Annotated in this window: 22 protein-coding genes; 15 read left to right on the forward strand and 7 right to left on the reverse strand. The window is 63.6% G+C overall.

What is annotated here, in order from left to right; translation table 11 throughout:
- Positions 1-2 precede the first annotated feature (2 nt).
- From D0B32_RS28590 to D0B32_RS28600, 3 genes are read right to left on the reverse strand one after another with little or no spacing between them, the layout of a single operon-like run.
- Positions 3-1,025, reverse strand: a complete 1,023-nt coding sequence (locus D0B32_RS28590) for a 3-oxoacyl-[acyl-carrier-protein] synthase III C-terminal domain-containing protein (protein ID WP_117337695.1) — start codon at positions 1,023-1,025, stop codon at positions 3-5.
- Positions 1,009-1,287 (reverse strand): acyl carrier protein, encoded by a 279-nt coding sequence (locus D0B32_RS28595; RefSeq protein ID WP_117337696.1) that lies wholly within the window; start codon positions 1,285-1,287, stop codon positions 1,009-1,011. The genes D0B32_RS28590 and D0B32_RS28595 overlap by 17 nt, the downstream gene beginning before the upstream one ends.
- A complete protein-coding gene (locus D0B32_RS28600; protein WP_117337697.1) occupies positions 1,277-2,587 on the reverse strand; it encodes an acyl-CoA dehydrogenase family protein in 1,311 nt (436 codons plus the stop codon). Before D0B32_RS28600 ends, D0B32_RS28595 begins: the two co-directional genes overlap by 11 nt.
- Positions 2,588-2,827: 240 nt before the next feature.
- On the opposite strand from D0B32_RS28600, the gene D0B32_RS28605 reads away from it, so the two are divergent.
- Complete coding sequence (locus D0B32_RS28605; protein ID WP_117337698.1) at positions 2,828-3,664, forward strand: FadR/GntR family transcriptional regulator; 837 nt, start codon at positions 2,828-2,830, stop codon at positions 3,662-3,664.
- A gap of 55 nt (positions 3,665-3,719) precedes the next feature.
- Here D0B32_RS28605 and D0B32_RS28610 read toward each other — a convergent pair whose 3' ends face one another.
- The 3 genes from D0B32_RS28610 to D0B32_RS28620 all read right to left on the reverse strand — a co-directional run bounded on the left by D0B32_RS28610 (position 3,720) and on the right by D0B32_RS28620 (position 6,232).
- On the reverse strand, positions 3,720-5,144 hold the full coding sequence (locus D0B32_RS28610) for an amidase family protein (RefSeq protein WP_117337699.1): 1,425 nt from the start codon (positions 5,142-5,144) through the stop codon (positions 3,720-3,722).
- Between the two features lie 341 nt (positions 5,145-5,485).
- Positions 5,486-5,815: a helix-turn-helix domain-containing protein gene (locus tag D0B32_RS28615; RefSeq protein WP_117337700.1), complete on the reverse strand. Its 330-nt coding sequence runs from the start codon at positions 5,813-5,815 to the stop codon at positions 5,486-5,488.
- A 57-nt stretch (positions 5,816-5,872) separates the two neighbouring features.
- Positions 5,873-6,232: a helix-turn-helix transcriptional regulator gene (locus tag D0B32_RS28620; protein ID WP_117337701.1), complete on the reverse strand. Its 360-nt coding sequence runs from the start codon at positions 6,230-6,232 to the stop codon at positions 5,873-5,875.
- Between the two features lie 161 nt (positions 6,233-6,393).
- Here D0B32_RS28620 and urtB point away from each other — a divergent pair, with 161 nt between their 5' ends.
- The 8 genes from urtB to D0B32_RS28660 all read left to right on the forward strand — a co-directional run bounded on the left by urtB (position 6,394) and on the right by D0B32_RS28660 (position 14,128).
- Entirely contained in the window at positions 6,394-7,269 is an 876-nt protein-coding gene (urtB, locus tag D0B32_RS28625) for an urea ABC transporter permease subunit UrtB (RefSeq protein WP_117337702.1), read from the forward strand.
- A 5-nt stretch (positions 7,270-7,274) separates the two neighbouring features.
- A complete protein-coding gene (locus D0B32_RS28630) occupies positions 7,275-8,348 on the forward strand; it encodes a branched-chain amino acid ABC transporter permease (protein WP_117337703.1) in 1,074 nt (357 codons plus the stop codon).
- Positions 8,348-9,082, forward strand: a complete 735-nt coding sequence (locus D0B32_RS28635) for an ABC transporter ATP-binding protein (protein WP_117337704.1) — start codon at positions 8,348-8,350, stop codon at positions 9,080-9,082. The genes D0B32_RS28630 and D0B32_RS28635 overlap by 1 nt, the downstream gene beginning before the upstream one ends.
- A complete protein-coding gene (locus D0B32_RS28640) occupies positions 9,069-9,812 on the forward strand; it encodes an ABC transporter ATP-binding protein (protein ID WP_117337705.1) in 744 nt (247 codons plus the stop codon). Before D0B32_RS28635 ends, D0B32_RS28640 begins: the two co-directional genes overlap by 14 nt.
- A 17-nt stretch (positions 9,813-9,829) precedes the next feature.
- Positions 9,830-11,008, forward strand: coding sequence for an ABC transporter substrate-binding protein (locus D0B32_RS28645; protein WP_117337706.1), 1,179 nt, complete (start codon positions 9,830-9,832; stop codon positions 11,006-11,008).
- Positions 11,009-11,062: 54 nt separating this feature from the next.
- A complete protein-coding gene (locus D0B32_RS28650) occupies positions 11,063-12,478 on the forward strand; it encodes an amidase family protein (RefSeq protein WP_117337707.1) in 1,416 nt (471 codons plus the stop codon).
- Positions 12,475-13,020, forward strand: coding sequence for an amino acid synthesis family protein (locus D0B32_RS28655; RefSeq protein WP_117337708.1), 546 nt, complete (start codon positions 12,475-12,477; stop codon positions 13,018-13,020). The genes D0B32_RS28650 and D0B32_RS28655 overlap by 4 nt, the downstream gene beginning before the upstream one ends.
- 73 nt (positions 13,021-13,093) lie before the next feature.
- Positions 13,094-14,128 carry a porin gene (locus D0B32_RS28660; protein WP_117337709.1) on the forward strand — a complete coding sequence of 345 codons (1,035 nt, stop codon included), beginning with the start codon at positions 13,094-13,096 and terminating at the stop codon, positions 14,126-14,128.
- A 369-nt stretch (positions 14,129-14,497) separates the two neighbouring features.
- Here the strand turns inward: D0B32_RS28660 and D0B32_RS28665 are convergent, their stop codons facing one another.
- Positions 14,498-14,716 carry a hypothetical protein gene (locus tag D0B32_RS28665; protein ID WP_117337710.1) on the reverse strand — a complete coding sequence of 73 codons (219 nt, stop codon included), beginning with the start codon at positions 14,714-14,716 and terminating at the stop codon, positions 14,498-14,500.
- 271 nt (positions 14,717-14,987) lie between these two features.
- Here D0B32_RS28665 and D0B32_RS28670 point away from each other — a divergent pair, with 271 nt between their 5' ends.
- From D0B32_RS28670 to D0B32_RS28695, 6 genes are all read left to right on the forward strand, one after another.
- Positions 14,988-15,227, forward strand: a complete 240-nt coding sequence (locus D0B32_RS28670; protein ID WP_117337711.1) for an AlpA family transcriptional regulator — start codon at positions 14,988-14,990, stop codon at positions 15,225-15,227.
- Positions 15,224-15,526 (forward strand): hypothetical protein, encoded by a 303-nt coding sequence (locus tag D0B32_RS28675; protein WP_117337712.1) that lies wholly within the window; start codon positions 15,224-15,226, stop codon positions 15,524-15,526. Before D0B32_RS28670 ends, D0B32_RS28675 begins: the two co-directional genes overlap by 4 nt.
- Before the next feature lie 482 nt (positions 15,527-16,008).
- Entirely contained in the window at positions 16,009-16,857 is an 849-nt protein-coding gene (locus D0B32_RS28680; RefSeq protein ID WP_117337713.1) for a ParA family protein, read from the forward strand.
- Entirely contained in the window at positions 16,850-17,428 is a 579-nt protein-coding gene (locus D0B32_RS28685) for a hypothetical protein (RefSeq protein WP_117337714.1), read from the forward strand. Before D0B32_RS28680 ends, D0B32_RS28685 begins: the two co-directional genes overlap by 8 nt.
- The gene (locus D0B32_RS28690; protein WP_117337715.1) at positions 17,425-18,108 is read left to right on the forward strand and encodes a lytic transglycosylase domain-containing protein; all 684 of its coding nucleotides are present in this window, start codon (positions 17,425-17,427) and stop codon (positions 18,106-18,108) included. Before D0B32_RS28685 ends, D0B32_RS28690 begins: the two co-directional genes overlap by 4 nt.
- A gap of 35 nt (positions 18,109-18,143) precedes the next feature.
- Positions 18,144-18,485 (forward strand): TrbC/VirB2 family protein, encoded by a 342-nt coding sequence (locus tag D0B32_RS28695; protein WP_117337716.1) that lies wholly within the window; start codon positions 18,144-18,146, stop codon positions 18,483-18,485.
- Positions 18,486-18,499: the final 14 nt, after the last annotated feature.

Here is an 18,499-nt window from a genome sequence, read left to right on the forward strand (position 1 = left end):
CGCTAGCTCCCACAATATTGGAGGATGGCGCAGCCGGCCTGCCCCTGGAAGCCGGTCCCCCAAAGCAGGATGCGTTGCCCGTCCGTCGGAGCAACCGATTGCAGCAACACGTGGAGCTGCGCCAGGGCGTCTGCGGCACACAGATATCCGATGTCGCCCGGTTCGGGGTACCACATTCGCCACACAGGAAGTCGGGCATCTGCGCTGACGTCGCATGCCAGGGTGGTATTGATGCGCGGGGGCACGACCCAGCTGATCTCCGTGGGGTTCAGGCCTGCCTGTGTGCACGTCTGCCCGATGACTTCGACCAGGACCGCTTCGTCGACACACATATCGGGGGACGGGATTGGGAGGCCGGGCGTGTGGACGATGACGTTGAGCAGGCGCCATGCGGGTCCCGCCTGGCGCATGACCAGTGCGGCGGCTGCACCGTCACCCAATGCGGTGAGCGTCCCGACCGTCCGGGAGAAGGGCGGCAGCCAGCGTTCAGCGCCGACGATCAGTGCACTGCGCATGCGCTCGTCGCTGGCCATCATGTCGGACACCATCTGCAGCGCAAGAAAGAAAGAGACGCCCTGCAGCTGTCCAATCGCGAACGGCACACCTGTCGATCCCAGCTCGCTGTGCAGCCGACCCGCGCACGATAGCGCGAGATCGTCCTCAAAACTTGTCGCACAGACTATGACCTGATACGGCGGGAGGTTGTCCTTCCCGCGAGACCGGCGCATGGTTTCCCTTGTGACCATCGATGCCATCTCGGAGAGCAGGAGGCGTTGCTCGCAGGCGACGTACTCCGGCATCGCGGTGCTCAGCGGGCTCGCTGAATCATGGACGGGCGCTGCATCCACCTTAGGGCGCCAGCGCAGCGTATCGGCATAGACTGACCGCATGACGGCCTCACGTGCGGATGAAGGGATCGCCGGGTACTGCGAAGCAACGTCGGGCCGCGCGCGCACCGCCGGTACATACCGGGCCGTGGCCATGATGCATGGCCGCTGGCGAACGGCGTCAGTTGCGGCGGACATGGGATTCCACGAAGGCGACGAGGTTGGCGAAACGCATGAACAGATCGGCCGAAAGATCCTCCGGTGCGAGCGTGAAGCCGAAACGCTGCTCGAGCTGCAGGAGCAGGTCCGTCATGTTCATGGAGTCGATGCCGACGTCGAACAGGTTCGTGTCGTCGGCGATCAGGTCCGCAGCCATGGTGCTGCCAATGGCCGATACCAGGCATGACCGGATGGTGGCTGCGATTTCTTCGCGCTCGGGGCTGTGCGTGTCATGCGTCATGAGATGTCTCCTGCCCGGATTGATGAGCGTTGGCGTTGTCAGGCGATGAGTCAGGTGTGGTGGGGTAGCTGCCGGGCGGTGCCGCGATGTCCCACGGACGCGACGTCGATCGCTGGGCTGCCCGCGCAATCATGAGTCGCTGCAGCTCGCCGGTACCTTCCATGATGTCGAATGCCCTGGCATCCCGGTAAGCCTGCTCAAGTGACGGACAGGCAATGATTCCGTCGATACCGGCGAGGTCCAGTGCCGCACGTGTGACCCGTGCGGCGACACGCGAGGCAAACGCCTTGGTCATGGATGAATCCATGGATGTCGCGATGCCGCGATCCGTCTTCCAGGCCGTGCAGTGACAGAGCAGCCATGCGGCCGCAATCTGGCGGTCAATGTCGAGCAGGCACGCCTCAACGTTCGCCACGCTGCGATGCCTGTCCGCGGGCGTGCCGCCCGCATCGAACCAGGCCGCAAGGTCCGCGCGCACCCGCCGGCAGGTGCCGACCATGACGGCGGAAAGCAGTGGCCTGAAATAGTCCCAGGATCGCTGTGCACCCGAGAAGGCGTCATCGAGCGGCTTTTCGTCGCCGCGGGCAAGGAGCGCATCATCGGTGAGTTCGCAGTCGGCGTAGGAGAGCACGGCGAGTTGGGTCGCGCGCAGGCCTGCCATCCGTTCGATGCGCGACACTGTGAATCCCGGTGTATTGCAATCCACCAGGAATGCGCGGATCCCATAGCGACCCATCTGCCGGTTGATCGTTGCAAACGTGATCACGCAGTCGGCGCGCGCACCGTTCGTGATGAAGCACTTGGTGCCATTCAGGATCCAGCCGCGACCGGTTTTTCGTGCACTGGTGCGCATGGCAGTTGCGTCCGAACCGCAGTCTGGCTCGGTGATGGCGAAAGCGCCCCAGCGTGGCGTGCCGGACTGGAACGGCTGGAAGAACCGGGCCTGCTGTTGCGTCGAGGCGAGGGCAACGACAGGCGGCATGGCGAGCCCCGGGCCCGGCAATGCCAGCGCGAGGCTTGCGTCGGCCTCCCCGAGACAGGCCATCAACTTTACCTGTGCCATGAGGGATTCCAGCGCCGGGCAGCCGCCGTACCGAGCGGGTACGAGGTTCATGTTCAGGGCGCTTACGTCATCGGCACGCCAGGGAGGACCGGCGATCTCGCCGGTTGCGTCCGATTCCGGACTGGCGGTGCGCATACGCCTGGCAAGCAGGTCGAGATCGAGCCCACGATCGGCGAGCGCTGTGCTGATGTCGTCGATCGTGTGAGCCTGCTGTGACGTCTGTGCATCTCGCGTCATGACGACTTCTCCCAGGTGGGCGAATCAGCGCCCAGGACCGAAATTCGCGCGACCCCACGGATGAGGTTTGCGTTTCGTATGGCAATGAGGGTAGGTATGAGGGCGGGGGGCGTCACCTCCGAACACTAGGAGGGTGTTGTATCGGGACGTTTGTGGGGACGTTGGGGCGATCACGCGGCAGCGGATGACCGATAATGACGTTTCAGACCAAACGATGATGGCCAACTACGGGTGTGACGTATGGCAGCACGAAAACAGACGACAGAGAAAAAACCGTTGCTTCAGCCAGACAACAAGGGCCCGCGTACGACCAAGCGGGGAGATCAGGTGGCCGAGCTCATCAAGAGCTGGATTACCGATGGAAAGCTGCGTCCCGGCATGCGACTGAACAAGGAGGCGGAGCTTCAGGAAATGTTCAACGTCAGCCGCGGCTCGATGCGGGAAGCTCTCAAGTCCCTGGAGGTACAGGGACTTGTGCGTCTGAGTACCGGGCCGGACGGCGGAGCGACGATTACACGCGTACCGCTCGCCCGCGCATTCCAGTCACTGCAGAACTACCTGTTTTTCGAGAGCATCAGCCTTGAGGACATTTATGCCGTGCGGCGTGTGCTGGAGCCGCTACTTGCGGCGGGCGCCGTGGAGCATCTGACGGACGCGGATATGGAGTCGCTCGAACGCAGCGTGGAGGTGTGCGAGCCATTCGCCGCGAGTCATGAACGTGCCCTCGATCAGCGCCAGGAGGACATCCGTTTTCATGACGTGCTGGCTGGGGCCAATCCGAACGCGTTCCTTCGGTGCGCCTGCCAGATCATCAACCAGATGCTGCATAGCCTAGTGATCGTTGCGGGAAATGTGACGCAAGATGATTATCAGGCGTTTGGTCGGCAGACGGTCGCTGCTCATCGTGCGATCCTTGATGCGGCGAGGCGCCGGGACGCAAGGGCCGTCGAGAAGCTTATGGCGACTCACATGGAAGAAGCGGAGGCGCAGCTTCGCAAAGTGCATGCAGCCTTGCGGCAAAAGCTGGTACTGGATTCAGACCTTGGTCTGCACGCGGGCAGGAAGGGCGCTTCGTGATACCGCGTGTGGCACGGCGGACAGCCGGTCCGGATATCCGGGCCGGCGTGTAGTGTCAGTGCGTGTTGCGGCCAATAATGGATGAGGAAAGCGTGCGCGCTAGCTCAGCTAGCGGAGCGCGTCCGAGCGCGAGTTCGAGGATGTGGCTTGCCCAGAGCACAAGCGCGTCGGCATGACGGCCGCCGACGATCTGTATCCCGACCGGTAGCCCTTCTGAAGTGGTGCCCGTGTAGACGCTTGCCGCAGGAAGACCGAGCTGGTTGCACCAGGCAGTGAAATGGGGAAACAGCCCGTCGCTGGCTGGGAGTTCCGCAAGCGGCATGGCCACTCGAGGATACACCGGGCAGATGACAAGATCGTACCGCTCGAAGAACGCGTTGACAGCGGCGCCGATCTCCCCTCTTTCTATGAGGGCGCCAAGCAACGTCTCGCGCGATATTGCCGCGCCCGCATCAGAATAGGCCTGCAATGACCGATCGAGCGTCGCGCCTCCGTCAGCCATGCCTTCGGTGAGCTGGCGACAGCAGGCTGGCCAGATGGTGGAGTGGATCGCGTTACAGCGAGCGATACCCGGCGGATCTTGCGCCTGAACCCTGGCGCCAAGCTCACGGAACGTGTCGACCGTACGCATGAGCCCGTCGTGGACGGCGGTTTCGGGCGTGACAGCGAGGCCCAGGGACGGACTGTACGCTATGCGGACACCGCCTGGTGTTGGCTTGCACTTGAGGCCAAGTTCATAGTCGCTGGCGTCGAACGGCAAGGCGTACCAGTCGCGGCTGTCAGGGCGGCTGATGACGGTCAGGATGCGTGCGGCATCAGACACGCAGCGGGTCATGGGGCCAACGTGGCTCAACAGCCCGAACGGCCCGCGTGGCGCATGCGGAACGCGTCCGAAGCTCGGCTTGAAACCAAATGTGCCAGTGAACGCGGCTGGAATCCGGATCGATCCACCGCCGTCGGTACCGATTGCTGCGGGCGCCATGCCAAGCGCGACCGCCGCGGCGGCTCCGCCACTACTTCCGCCGGGAGTACGGTCGGTATCCCAGGGATTGCGCGTGACTCCGGTAAGCGGACTATCGGTGACGATCTTGTGGGCGAAATCGGGCAGGGTGGTCTTGGCGAAGCAGATCGCACCGGACTCGCGGAGCCGGGCTACGCACGGGCTGTCATCAAGCGCTGGCGTTTCGTCGGTGACGCGTGAACCGTATCGGGTAGCTAGTCCGGCGACAGCAACGTTGTCCTTGATGCTGACCGGCACGCCATCCAGCGGCCCAAGCGGGCGCTTGCGGTACCACCGTGTTTCGGACGCACGGGCCATGTCGAGTGCATCCGCTGCTATCTGGCAGAAGGCATTCACGGCGGGATCGAGCTGTTCTACGCGCAGGAGTACGGCCTGCATGACCTCCACGGGGGAGGTGCCGCCTGTTTTATAAAGCGCATGAAGCTCCTGCGCTGTCAGATCGCAGATGTCATCGCCCATGTTGTCTCCAAATTAATCATCATAAATAGACCATAGATGTGAGGCTCGCTCATGTCAAGTGATCTCGAAGTGGTGAAAAATCAGGGTAAACGAGCGATTATTTGGCGTTGACATCCAGATTCTGTGGACGTAATTTTATGATCACAAATCGTCACGCGAGCCCGCTGCCAGTGACCGGTAGTCTCGGCTTGATACGTGACGCAAGTTTGAAGGGCGTCGTGGTTTTGCGGCACAAGCGGTTCACACGGGTTGTTGATCAATCGAGGCTAATGCTGCGATCCGGCGAGGGCGTCAGTTATGGCGCCGTCTGAGTTTGGTCCGGAGACTCAGGAAATCTTAGTTTATTCCTGGGCCAGCTTCTCGGCGCTGGCGAGGAGGGCTCTCTTCTTTTCTTTGCTGAGCCTGCCGGCGATTGCCAGCAGGTTCGCCAGCAGATCGTCGTCCTCGTAGAGGAAGCCCGTGGGGACAAGGAGTGCTCGCGCCAGACGCTGGCTGGTCTGTATGGCAGGGGTGTGTTTGCCCTTTTCGTACTGGTTGACGCGGGTGCTGGCTGAGAATTCGTCGATACCGGCGTGGATGCCAAGCTGCTCCTGGGTCAAGCCCGAGCGCAGTCGCGCCTGTTTCAGGCGTCGAGGGAAGACGGCATCAGAAGTGGGTGTATCGCGCGACATCCGGCGAGTGTCCCGGATTCGCTCAGGGATTTTACTAAGTAATTCTTAGTTGCAAGGCTAAACATTACTTGGTTTTGTCGCCCTGGAGGACGCTGATTGTCTCAGCGTCTCGGCATTCGCGAGGAGGATCTTCTTTTTTCCCCGCGTGAGCCGGGCCGCAGTTACGAGCAGATCGGCGAGCAGATCGTCCTCCTCGTAGAGGAAAGACGTTGGGACGTGCAGCGCCCTGGCCAGACGTTGCCCCATCAAAAGGTGGGGCAGGTGCTTGCCTCTTTCGTATTGATTGATGCGGGCACTGGCGGAGAATTCGTCGATTCCCGCATTGATACCGAGCTGCTCCTGGGTCAGGCCCGCGCGTATCCGTGCCTCTTTCAGGCGTCTGGCAAAAACGGAGGATGTCGTGTGCTTAACCGGCATCCTGCGAGTCTCTGGGAATTGCTTGCCATTTTTACTAAGAGTTTCTTAGTCTTCTACCTAAGAAATTCTTGGCTGTGAGGAAGGTGCCGCAATACGGCCCGTTTGCCAATTACACGCGCGGGGTAACAGCTCCGCAGATATGAAGACCGGGACTTATTCATATGACGACGATTCTTAACATTCTGGGGTACGTGAGCATTCTGATGCTGGTGGCGCTTGGGCTCGCGGTCGTCTTCGGCATGATGGACATCGTGAACCTTGCACATGCCGAGTGGGTCACGATCGGCGCATACGCGTTAGCCATCGCGCAGGCAGTCGGCGGGAAGGAGGCTTTCTGGCTTGCCTTGTTCGTCGCGCCCGCTGTCGGGGCAGCCCTTGGATGGTGCCTCGAGCGTTTCATCATCCGGCTGCTCTATGACCGGCCACTGGACACGCTCCTCGCGACTTATGCGGTGAGCCTGATCCTGCAGAAGGCACTGGAACTCGTCTTTGGCACCCAGCCGATGCTCGTGTACGCCCCGTTCAGCGGGGCCGTCCCGGTCCCGGGCGGAAGCTATCCGGCCTACCGGATCTTCGTGATTGGCGTCGCGCTGACCGTGACGGCAGGGTGCTGGCTGCTGTTCGCCCGCACGCGTTTTGGTACCCAGTTGCGTGCCGTGATCCAGCACCCGGCGATGGCCGAGGCCACCGGCATCGACACCCAGCGCCTGAATCGCATTGCTTTCTGCGGCGGCGCGGCGCTCGCCTCGCTCGCTGGCGTGCTCATTGCGCCCATGGTTTCGGTGGAGTCACATCTGGGCGTCTCCTATCTCGCCAAGGCGTTCTTCGTGATCGTGCTGGGCGGCATCGGATCGATCGCGGGCAGCATCCTGGGCAGCGCAGTCATCGGCACTGCCGAGACGTTACTGAGCTATCGCGTCGATCCCTCTCTCGCCTCGGCTGTGGTGCTGGTCCTCTCCATTGTGGTGATCCGGTTCAGACCGCAAGGGCTGATTCCAGGATTCAGCGCGGCCCATCAGCTTCTCGGAAAAGGATAAAGCGTATGTCCGGAAAACACGCAGGCTGTCTGCGGCTCTGGTTCGCACAGACCGCCCTCGGCCCCAGGGATGTTTCGCCGCTGTTGATGTGGAGCGTGGCGGTGGTCGCCGCGGCGCTCGTGCCTTTTTTTGCCGGTCCCTGGTTGCTGTCGACGGTGCGCGATGCACTGGTCATGGGGATCCTCGCATTGAGCTATGACCTGCTCTGGGGACGGGCCGGGGTGCTCACGCTCGGGCACACCACGTTCCTGGGTCTCGGCGCCTACGGATTTGCCATTACGACCATGCAGTTCGGACATGCATCCGTGACCGGGTTGGCGGCGGGTGTGGTCTGCGCTGCGGCTGTCGCCGCCGTGATTGGCTATTTCCTGCTCTTTGCGGGGGTAAGGCTCCACTTCTTCGCCATCATCAGTCTGGCCGTGCTGATCGTCGCCCAGCAGCTCGCCGTCAGTTGGCAGTCGGTTACCGGAGGCGACACGGGCATCCTGGGCATCCCGGGACTGTCATTCAGCGTGGCCAACCACACGTTCGACATGAGCGGTCCTCGCGCCTCCTGGTACACGGTAGCTGTTGTGCTGCTTGCCGCGACTGGCCTGATATGGCTCGTGTGCCGCGGCCGCTACGGCAAGGTGCTTGATGCGATCGCCACCAACGAGTGGCGCGCAAAGGCGTGCGGTTATCACACGTCGCTTCACCTGCTGCTCGTCTTCGTCGCTTCGGCGGCGCTTGCCGCAATCGCCGGCGCGCTGATGGCGGCCTGCTCGGGGGTGGTGGCCCCGGACGTGTTCTCGCCGCTGCTCGCGACCGAAGTCATCCTCTGGGTGGCCATCGGCGGCCGGGGAAGAATTGGTGGACCCGTCGCCGCCGCGGTCGTTCTGACACTGCTCAGGCAGACCGTCTCCAGCTACAGCACGGACGGCTGGCCCCTGATCCTCGGCGGTCTGTTTCTCGCCTGCGTGCTGTTCATGCCGAACGGACTGCGACTCCATGAATTGTTGGCGGTTGCGCGTCGGGCTGGTCGAGCGGTATGGAGCAGGCCGCCGGTTCACCGCGCGGGACATGCACCGGAGGAACGGTAATGGATGGCCAGCTTCTACAGGGCACCAACCTGTCACGCGCGTTCGGTGGAATCAACGCCGTGGCGGGCGTCGACATCAACATCGCGCGACGCGATCTGCTGTGCGTGATTGGCCCGAACGGCGCGGGCAAGAGCACGCTTGTCGGCCTGCTCTCAGGCGCGATTGCCCCCGGATCCGGCGAACTGTATCTCGATGGTAAGCGGATGACCGGCCGTCCGATGCACGCGTTCTGCCGGCGCGGCGTCGTGCGCAAGTTCCAGGGAACCAACACCTTTCTCACAATGACGGTGCGCGACAACCTGGTGGTGGCGGGTCTTGGCGTCGCGGCTTACCGGGCGACGTCGATGCCCGATCCCGACGCGGTGCTGGAGGAGGTGGGTTTGGTCGGGCAGGCGGGCGAGCTCGCATCGCATCTGCCGCATGGTGAGCGGCAGTGGCTCGAAATCGGCATGGCGATCATGTGCCAGCCCGCACTGCTGCTGCTCGACGAACCCGCGGCCGGACTGTCCGCGAAGGACGCGCAGCGGCTGGTGCGCCTCATTCATCGGTTGCGTGAGCGATGCGCGGTGCTCGCCATCGAACACGACCTCGGCTTTGTGCAGTCCCTCGCATGTGAGACCTGGGTGATGCACCGGGGGGAGGTGGTCCGGCGCGGATCGTATGCGGAGATCGCTGGTGACGAGGAGATCCGACGCATCTATCTGGGCAGGGGAGCGACACATGCTGCGCATTGAAAACCTGTGCGCCGGATATGGCGATGTGGATGTGATCCATAACCTCTCGCTGGACGTGCTGCCGAACGAGGTGGTCGGTGTGCTCGGGTGCAATGGCGCGGGCAAGACCACCCTGGTGAAGGCTGTCATGGGGCTGCTGCCTCGTGTGAGCGGACAGGTCGCTTTCCTGGGGCAGTCGGTGGCCGGCCTGCGTACACATGAGATTGCACGCCGGGGTATCGGTCTGGTCCCGCAGGGGCGATGGATCTTCCCGAAGTTGACCGTGCGGGAGAACCTGCTGATGGGTACGCAGGCCGCCGGTGGGGCGGACATCCTCGATGAGGTATTCGATTACTTCCCGGTGCTCAAGACGCGCCTGTCGCAGCAGGGCGGCACGCTCTCGGGTGGCGAGCAGCAGGTCCTCGCTATCTCACGCGCCCTGTGCGGCCGTCCAAAACTGCTCCTGCTGGATGAGCCCTCCGATGGCGTGCAGCCCAATCTGGTCGAGCGTATCGGCGAGGTGATTCCCGAGCTCTGCGGCCGTTCGAAGCTGGCGGTGCTCCTTGTCGAACAGAACCTCGACTTGGTCGTTCAAAGCGCACGCCGTTGCATCGTGCTCAGCAACGGGCGGCTCGTGCATGCCGGCGCCGTTGAGCCGCGACACAGCGGGAGGGGCGAACACCCGCTTGCGCGCTATCTGTCTCCGGCGACGGACAACGCGCCGGAATTCCATCAACAAAACATTCAGTGAATCGAGTGAGAAGACGCATGAACCGACGTGAATTTTCCCGAACCGTGCTGCTCGGCGCAGCGGCATCCCTCGCCACATCGGCTGTCTCTCCGTTCGCGCGTGGCGCCGAGCCGTTGAAGATCGGCCTGCTCGCGCCACTCAGCGGTCCCCTGACACGCGTGGGACAGACCAACCGTAACTGCGCCGCACTTGCGGTGGACGAGATCAACGCGGCAGGTGGACTGCTTGGCCGACCGCTGCAGCTAAGCGTCGAGGACACGCAGATGTCGACAGCCGTGACGCTGGAGAAGGCGCGGCAGCTTTTTATGCGCGACGACGTCGCGATGATCACGGGCATGGTGCTGCCGTCGGAGCGCGAGGCGGCCCTTCAGGCGGCGAGGGCAGCGCGAAAGCTCATCGTCTATCCGAACTTCGACGAGGGGCGGTGCGACCCGCAACTGCTCACGACAGGCCTCGCCGCGAGCCAGCGCATCGAGCCACTCATTGCGTGGCTCATGCGCGGCGGTGGACAGTCCGTCTGCGCAGTCGTCTCGGACATCGGCAGCAACCGGAAGGTGCTGATCCCGCAGTTGCAGGCGGCGGTGGCGCGCCACGGCGGGAAGTTCCTCGACGTCTTCTGGCTGCCCTTCGGCACGCGCGACTACGGGGCCGTCCTGCAACAGGTCGCCAGTGCTAATCCGCAGATAGTGTGGCACAGCATCGGGGACGACCCGGTGACGTTCGTGAAGCAGTACCGGTCGTTTGCGATGAAACCGCAACTGGTGACGGATATCGCACACGAATCCCTCTCGATCGCAACCACAGGTGCATCGACCGGAACGATCGGCGTGTCGTCGTACTTCATGAGCATCGACAACCCGGAAAACCAGTCATTCCTCGCACGCTATACGGCGCATTACGCCGATGCACGCGATCCGAGGCTCGGGCGCTATGCCGTGGTGCTGCCGCATGGTGAGAACACCTATGCGGGTGTTCGTCTTTTCGCCGAAGCCGTCCGGGCGGCGGGAAGTGTTGATGCTGCTCGTGTCAAGGCCGCGTTGTCGGGCGTGTCAGTAGCACTTCCACGTGGCAAGACTGGCGTGAGTCGCGATGGTGGTCATGTGCTTTGCCAGACGCGGATCGGCCAGGCCCTTGCCGATAACAGCTTTTCGATCCTGGAATCCACGGGCCCGGTTATGCCGGTCTGTGAAGGATAGACGTCTTCTCGCCACGCTTCGGAATTGTTCGTGCAAAGAAATAAGGACTGCAAAATGAGCGAAATTTTCATGTTGAATGCGACTCAGCTGGTTGCCGGCTTCCGGCAGCGCAGCCTCTCGCCTGTGGAGGTCATGTGCGCGGTACTGGACAGGGTCACGAAACTCGATCCGGTGGTCAACGCCTTCTGCGCTCTCGACGAGGAAGGGGCGATGTCGGCCGCCGGCGAGGCCGAGCGCCGATGGATGCGGGGCGAGCCGTGCGGTCCGCTTGATGGCGTCCCGGTATCGGTCAAGGATCTCGTCACCGTGGCCGGTTTTCCGACACGGCATGGGTCATGGACCGCTTCGCCGGACCGCGAGAGCGTCGATGCGCCGGCCGTAGCACGGTTGCGGCATGCGGGCGCCATACCGTTTGGCAAGACCACGACGTCCGAGTTCGGCAACAAGATCGTCACCGACTGTCCGTTGACAGGGGCGACGCGCAATCCGTGGGACACGCGGCTCTCGCCTGGGGGCAGCAGCGGCGGATCGGCGGTCGCGGTTGCGCTGGGCATGGGCCCGCTGTCGCTTGCGACCGATGGGGGCGGGTCTATCCGGATTCCGGCCTGCTGGAGTGGTGTGGTCGGGTTCAAGCCTACGTTCGCGCTGGTGCCGGCGGGCAATGCGGCGTCGTGGACTGCACTGTCCACGCTCGGCCCGATTACGCGAACCGTGCGCGATACAGCGTTGATGCTCGATGCGATGACCTGCGCGAACGACGACAGCCCTCCTGGAACCGGGAGTCCGTCTGGCTATTCCGCCGGACTGGACGATGGTGTAGCGGGTCTGCGGATCGCCTGGTGCCCCGCCCCGGACAGTGTCTCGGTGACGCCGGAGATTGCGGCGTGTGTCGAGAGGGCGGTGGGCACGTTCGGGGCACTCGGCGCGACGGTCATCCAGACTGACGTCGCGCCGATCGCGGACTACTACGGCAATGGCCGCATGCATTCGGTCCAGTGGTCCGTGTTCTTCGCGCAGCGTGTGCGGCATATGGAGGCAGCCAACAGGACGCTGCTTGATCCTGATCTGATGGCACTGTCGGATGCAGGAACCCGGATCGACACCGCGACATTCGTCGATGCGCTGCTTGCCCGTCACGCCCTCGGCGCATCGATGGAAACGTTCTTCGAGCGTTACGACCTGCTGATCACGCCGACGTTTCATTGCGGGCCACCTCCGGTGCCCGGCTTGCCCGGCCATCTGCGCAAAGCACCGCTGCTGACTGCATGGTGCAACCAGGCTGGCGTGCCTGCGATATCCGTGCCGTGCGGATTCGCGGGGGATGTGCCCACCGGCCTGCAGATCATCGGGCGTCGGGGCAGCGATGCCCTGGTCCTGCGGGCAGCGCGCGCATACGAACTGGCGAGAGGGGATTTTCCGGCACCAGGACCGGATTTGCAGCTTCCGGACGGCACGGGGATCGCGCCATGAACGTCCAGATTGCGCGGATCGTGGTCAATCTCGTTGAACGGCGCGCGGAACTCGGCATGCCGGTGGCCCCACCGCACCGTCAGGTAGTGGCTGCGGCGGTGCTGAAGCCGACTGACCTGGATATTGCCGGCGAGCTTGAGGCGCTCTATGCGACGGGCGCCGATCTCGGCCAGATGCTCACCGCACGGGCGCTGCTTGCGCTCGGTTGTACAGGGGAAGCCATCCAGGGTTATGGGAAGGCCGCGCTCCTGGGCACAGCGACACCGCTCGAATGGGGAGCGGCGCTGCTGCATCCACGGCTCGGCAAGGCGGTGCGCGACTGCCTGCCTGGCGCGTCCTCGATCATGCCATCCGTCACGAAGCGCGGGCCCCCTGGTGCCTGCGTCGATATTCCCTTGCACGGCGTCACGGACATGTGGAGCTTCGACCACTTCGACACGGTGTCGCTCTGCATACCTGACTCCCCAGCACCGGACGAGCTGCTGATTGCCATTGCGCTCGCCGAGCGCGGCAGGCCGCTCGCACGCGTCAGGCCGGGGTGACGCGCGGCGATAAGCCGTGCCGTCAGGCAGGCACACATCAAACGAACACTCACAAGCGATGAAGGAGAAAAACATGGGCAGGGATGTGCGGGGAAGATGGAGCAAGGGGCTGACAGCGCTGTCGTTATGCGTCACAGTGGGCGCCGCACACGCCCAGTCGTCGGTCTCTCTCTATGGGCTGGCTGATGCATTTGCCGGGGTGGTGCGTACGCCCGGCTCGGCGGGCAACGCGTGGCAGGTGGGCTCGGGCGGGCTCTCGACATCGTATTGGGGCATGTCGGGCGCCGAGGATCTGGGCGGTGGCATGAAGGCGATTTTCACGCTCGAAAGCTTTTACCGGATCAACAGTGGCCAGTCAGGCGCGTACGACGGGCAGTCATTCTTTGGGCGCAGGGCATTCGTCGGCCTGAGCGGGCAATTTGGTCAGGTGACGCTGGGGCGTAATGATTCACTGCTGTTCGTCTCCACGCTGCTGTTCAACCCGTTCGGCAACTCGTTCGTCTTCTCGCCCATGGTGGTCCACACGTTTCTGGGTTCCGCCATGGGCGCGGCGTCCGTGCAAAGCGATACGGCGATTGACGACTCGATCGTCTACCAGTCGCCGGAGGTGGGCGGTCTGACAGGAAGTGTGCTGTACAGCAATGCAGGCATCGCGGGCCACGCCGGACAGGCGAACTATAGCGCGAACGTGCTGTACTTCGCGGGGCCGTTCTCGGCGACCGCCGCAGTCCAGAGTCTTCACACTGCATCGCTATTCCTGAACGGCGCCACGGAGCAGACAGCGTGGATGGCCGGAGCGGCCTATCGCCTGCAGGCAGTGAAGCTCTATCTCCAGTACGAACGGGTGACCAACAACAATGACCTCACCGACGATACCGTTCAGGTGGGGGCGAGCGCGCAGGTCGGCACGGGCAGCATACTGGCGTCCTGGGCGGGAACGCTCCGGCGGCCTGCACAGGGCGCCGATATCCGCTGGTCGACAGTGGTGCTCGGTTACGACTACCCGCTCTCGAAACGCACGGATGTCTACGCCGCGTGGCGGTACGACACGATGACCAGTGTGTCGTCAGGCAACAGCCTGGGTGCGGGCATCAGGATGAAGTTCTAGCTGGCCCTGACCAGCATGCTGGCATGCCCGGAAGACCGGTGACCAAACTGGCAGGTCGGCGCATCGGAATCCTTCCATAAAGCGGCGGATGACGCCTCGGATCCCAGCGGCGCGTTGCAACGTGTCGCACTCGCGTCGCGAGGGCAGTCGGCGCATGACGAAAAATCTCTGTAGCGCATGTCGTGTGCCCACGCTCGGGAAGCCAGGGCGCCCGGTCGCGCGACGTCGCTGGCGATTTCCTCTGAGGCGCAGTTAAATCGCTCCGGACGCGCGCGCTCCAGTGACTTGCAGGCCCGCGACGCGTGCGCCTGTAGCCGTATCCGGGGTTCCATGCCGGGGTGCTCACTCGCTTTCTGGCGGAACAATACCTCAGGCGTTGCCGTCCTCGTTATTGCTTCCAGGCACGCACCCGATCAGACCAAACATGGCCTGGAATTCGTACCCGCAGTCTTCACACACATACTCCTGGTAGACCGTGTACGCACCCACCGCACAAGCCCCCATCGTAACATTCGGCGTGTCGCATGCCGGGCAGCGCACGGCGCCCTCGTCAACGGTACGCTTTTGCCATTCATCGGAAGACAGCACGAATGTCTCTCCTGGTTGGTGCGAGGGTACGACCTTTGCCGGACTACCGCCATACGTCTGGTGCTGGTCATTCTACGCTCTGCGTTCGTGAGACTGGCCGCGATAATCATCGCCGGCGTTCCCTGATACGTTACGCGTTGCCCCGCGTCGTTCGCGATGCCCGACGGGAGCTTCCCGTCGATAAGACGGGTTTGGAGGAGGGGCCCGACTGCTGCTTGAATGCCCCCATGTACCGGCAACACCAGACCGGCATCTTTCCTGGGGGAAGACCATGTCAATCGCGAACAGTGAGGCGCACAGGATCCTGCGCCGCAAGCAGGTCGAAGAGAGAACGGGGCTGTCGCGCTCAACGATTTACCGTCGTATGCAGGCGGGAACATTTCCACAGGCTGTGCCGTTGGGCGGTCGCCTGGTGGGATGGCGCGCGGCGGACATTGAACAGTTTCTGGAAAATCCCGTGCGCTACCGGGCGTCTGTGCCAGCGCGCGACGACATGGGGGGCACGCCATGAGTCGCGATCTCGCTTCGGCACCCCTGCGCCGGCGGCTGGAGAACTGGGGCAACGCATCGCGCGGCGCCTACGATCCGGTCGATGCGGCGCGTATCACGAAGGCCTGGCAGACACTCCATGTCCGCCATCGCGATATGCTGCGCATGGTCTATCTCTGGCATGCGCGTCGGGAGGTGGTCTGCCGGCGACTGCGTATTCCGCGGCGCCCCGCCCAATGCTTTGAGCTGGAACTCGCCGCAGCACGGGCCGCGCTCGCACGGGTCCTGGATGGCGGGAACCCGGATCGTGAAGGCAGTTAATCTCCCAAGGACGGGGCAAGTAGTGGGCGCATCGCCGATCCGGTTCGGGTGGGTGCGCAGCCGGCACGTTGTGCCGGTGAGCGACGCCGCTGCAGCAGGGAACTTCAGGGTGAAGGTGCGGATGTGAAAATTTTTTTGGGACGCCGTGGGAACACCTGGGAACACGTGGGTAAAGGCATGGATGGCGGGGCGCCTGAAGGTACTTGCATAGCGTCGCGCGCCCGCCTACATTGAAGCCAACAATCTGATCCGGTCAACGTGCCACGCACGACCGAGTACGCGTTAGCGGCCCCGCAGTTCGATGTCTGTGCGACGACGTGGTGTGCCGAGACGCGTTCGCAAAAAGCCTGCATCTGCAGGCTTTTTTGCTTTCTGGCGCCGATGCAATGATCCCCCGTTGAGCCCGCGGTCAGCCTCCCTGGCGCCGCGGGTTCTTTTTTCGCAGGTTCATCGACCGCGGGCGCGGCTGAGGACGATGAGCCATGAAATCGCTTCTGATCATTTCGGCGAAAGGCAGTTCAGGCAGGACGACACTGACCTGTCTGCTCGCCCGCCACCTGCAATTCACCTGCCACTGGCGCGTGCTCGTGCTGGACCTGGCTGAGCCGCCGCGCTGCGCACAGATGCTCGCCGGCCGCGGACATGACACGACAGGTTCCGGCAACCGTGCGCCGGATCTGCCTGAGTGCGCCAACCCGATAAGGGGTGGGTGCCTTCGCGTCCTCAGCGCCGACGCCATCGACGCTCTGCACTCGCCCGATGATCCCGCACGCACCCGCTATTACGCGAACCTTCGTCACCTGCTGTCTGCCGTGGCGCCGTGGTTCGACGTGTGCCTGATCGATGCGCCCGTCCTGCCGGACCTGCGCGCTGTCTGTGCGGAGGCGCTGGCGGATGCGGTGCTGAGCCCTCTCTCGATGTCGCCGGAATGTATCGAATGCGCGTCCGCCGTCATCAATGGTACATACGGAATCCGCAATGTCCGCGCGCGACTGAATCCGGCATTGCGCTTTGCCGGCCTTCTGCCGGTTGTCGATGTTCCTTCGCCGATGGAAGAGGCGTGGGTGAAGATGATGGAAACGACGCTGTGTGAATGGCTGATCGCGGACCCGGCCTTTCCCCACGGATACGCGTGGCTGCCGCGTCTGAGCTCCGTCGGGCGCATTGAACAACGCCTGGTGCCGCACGGCGATGCTACCGCGCTGGACGTCGGGGTAGCCGAAGCGTCGCGGACGGTGACCGCCTGTCTGAATGTGCTCACACGGTGGCTTGATGCAATCGGGAACGATGCGGTGCACGGCCTTGGCGATGCGGAGGTGTGCGATGCATGACGCTGCCATCTCATTCGATTTTGCGGGCCCCGATCGCGCGCTGCTGCGGGCGTTGCGTCGCTGGTCGAGCGTCATCGCTGCATTCGTCGGCGTATCAATCCTGGCGCCGGGCACTGCCCGCGCCGATGACTGGGGCTGCCAGGTGATCCTGTGCCTGTCCAATCCGGGTGGTCCTGAACAATACGGTGAGTGCGTTCCGCCAGTCGAGAAACTGTGGGCGGCCTTGCGCCACGGCGACCCTTTTCCGACCTGCGACTTCGGCGCAGGCGGCTCACAGGGAACGTCGGCGGTGAACGTCTTTGCGGGTGCCGGCTACTGCCGCGAGGATCTGCTGTACTGGGGTGGCCCCGAGCAGAGCGAGCTGCTGTGCAACGCGCGTGGCGCGATCAACGTCGAGATCGACGGGGCACTGTACACGCGGGTCTGGTGGGACGCGAGAGGCGCCGACCGCACGATCACGGAGTTCTACGGGGGCGGCACCACACAGGTGTCCTACGACCCGACACAGTCGGCGCGCCTCTTTCTGGAGCACGAGTACGAAAACTCGGGCGGTCAGGGAGGTGGCCAATGATACCGCTCGCCGCATTCCTGACCCTGGCACAGCAGTGCGCGCCTGCCGTGGCGCCGGCCACGATGGCGGCCATCGTGCGCGTCGAGTCGGGTTTCAACCCGTACGCGATCGGGGTGGTGCATGGCGGCCTCCTGCGACAGCCCGCGAGCCTTGATGAGGCCGTAGCGACAGCACGTGCGCTGGATGCCGCCGGGTGGAATTACAGCGTCGGTCTCGCGCAGGTGAACCGGTCGAACTGGGCCCGGCTCGGCCTGACGCCTGAAACCGTTTTCGATCCGTGCCGCAATCTTGCCGCGGGCGCAGCGATCCTCCAGGGCTGCTTCGAGCGCGCGAAACAGGCACAAACGCAGGCACAAACGCGGGCAAATGCGGGGGCTCACGCGCAGGCACAGGACGCACTGCGCGCAGGACTCTCGTGCTACGCGAGCGGCGACTTTTCCAGTGGCTTCCGTACGGGCTATGTGCAGCGGGTCGTCGCCCAGGCAGCGCGGCCTGATCCGGAGGTTCCGGCCATTGCTACCGATGTTTCGCCTATTCCCGTCATTCCCTCCCGACCGGCTGCCGCGCGATCCGACCCGTCTCGTAGTCGCGCTGGCTTCGGGTCCCTCACGGACGGCAGGACGGACCGGAAGGCTGATCGGGCAGACGACATGACACAGGAAAGCGCTGTGGTGTTCTGAGAAAGCAGGGACAACGCGTGTGACAGGAGTGATTCATGAAATCAGGACTACATATCAAATGCAGGCGGGTTTCTCGGCAGTTGCGGACCCCCGGTTCGGCGCGATACGTCTGGCGCAGCCTCTCGGTTGTGTCCATGGTGATGCTGACGGCGACACCAGCATATGCGCAGCTCTCGCAGGTCAACACGCTGCTCACGACGATCCAGACCACGCTGCTCAGCGTGGGCGCGGTGGTGTGCTCGATCTCGATCATCTGGGCGGGCTTCAAGATGATGTTCCAGCACGCACGCTTTGGCGACATTGCGAACGTGTTCATCGGCGGCCTGTTCGTGGGCTGCGCCACGGTGATCGCGGCGATGCTGATCCCGACGAGCTGAGGCGGAGGCGCACA

The organism is Paraburkholderia sp. DHOC27 (genome assembly GCF_003429005.1).
GTDB lineage: Bacteria > Pseudomonadota > Gammaproteobacteria > Burkholderiales > Burkholderiaceae > Paraburkholderia.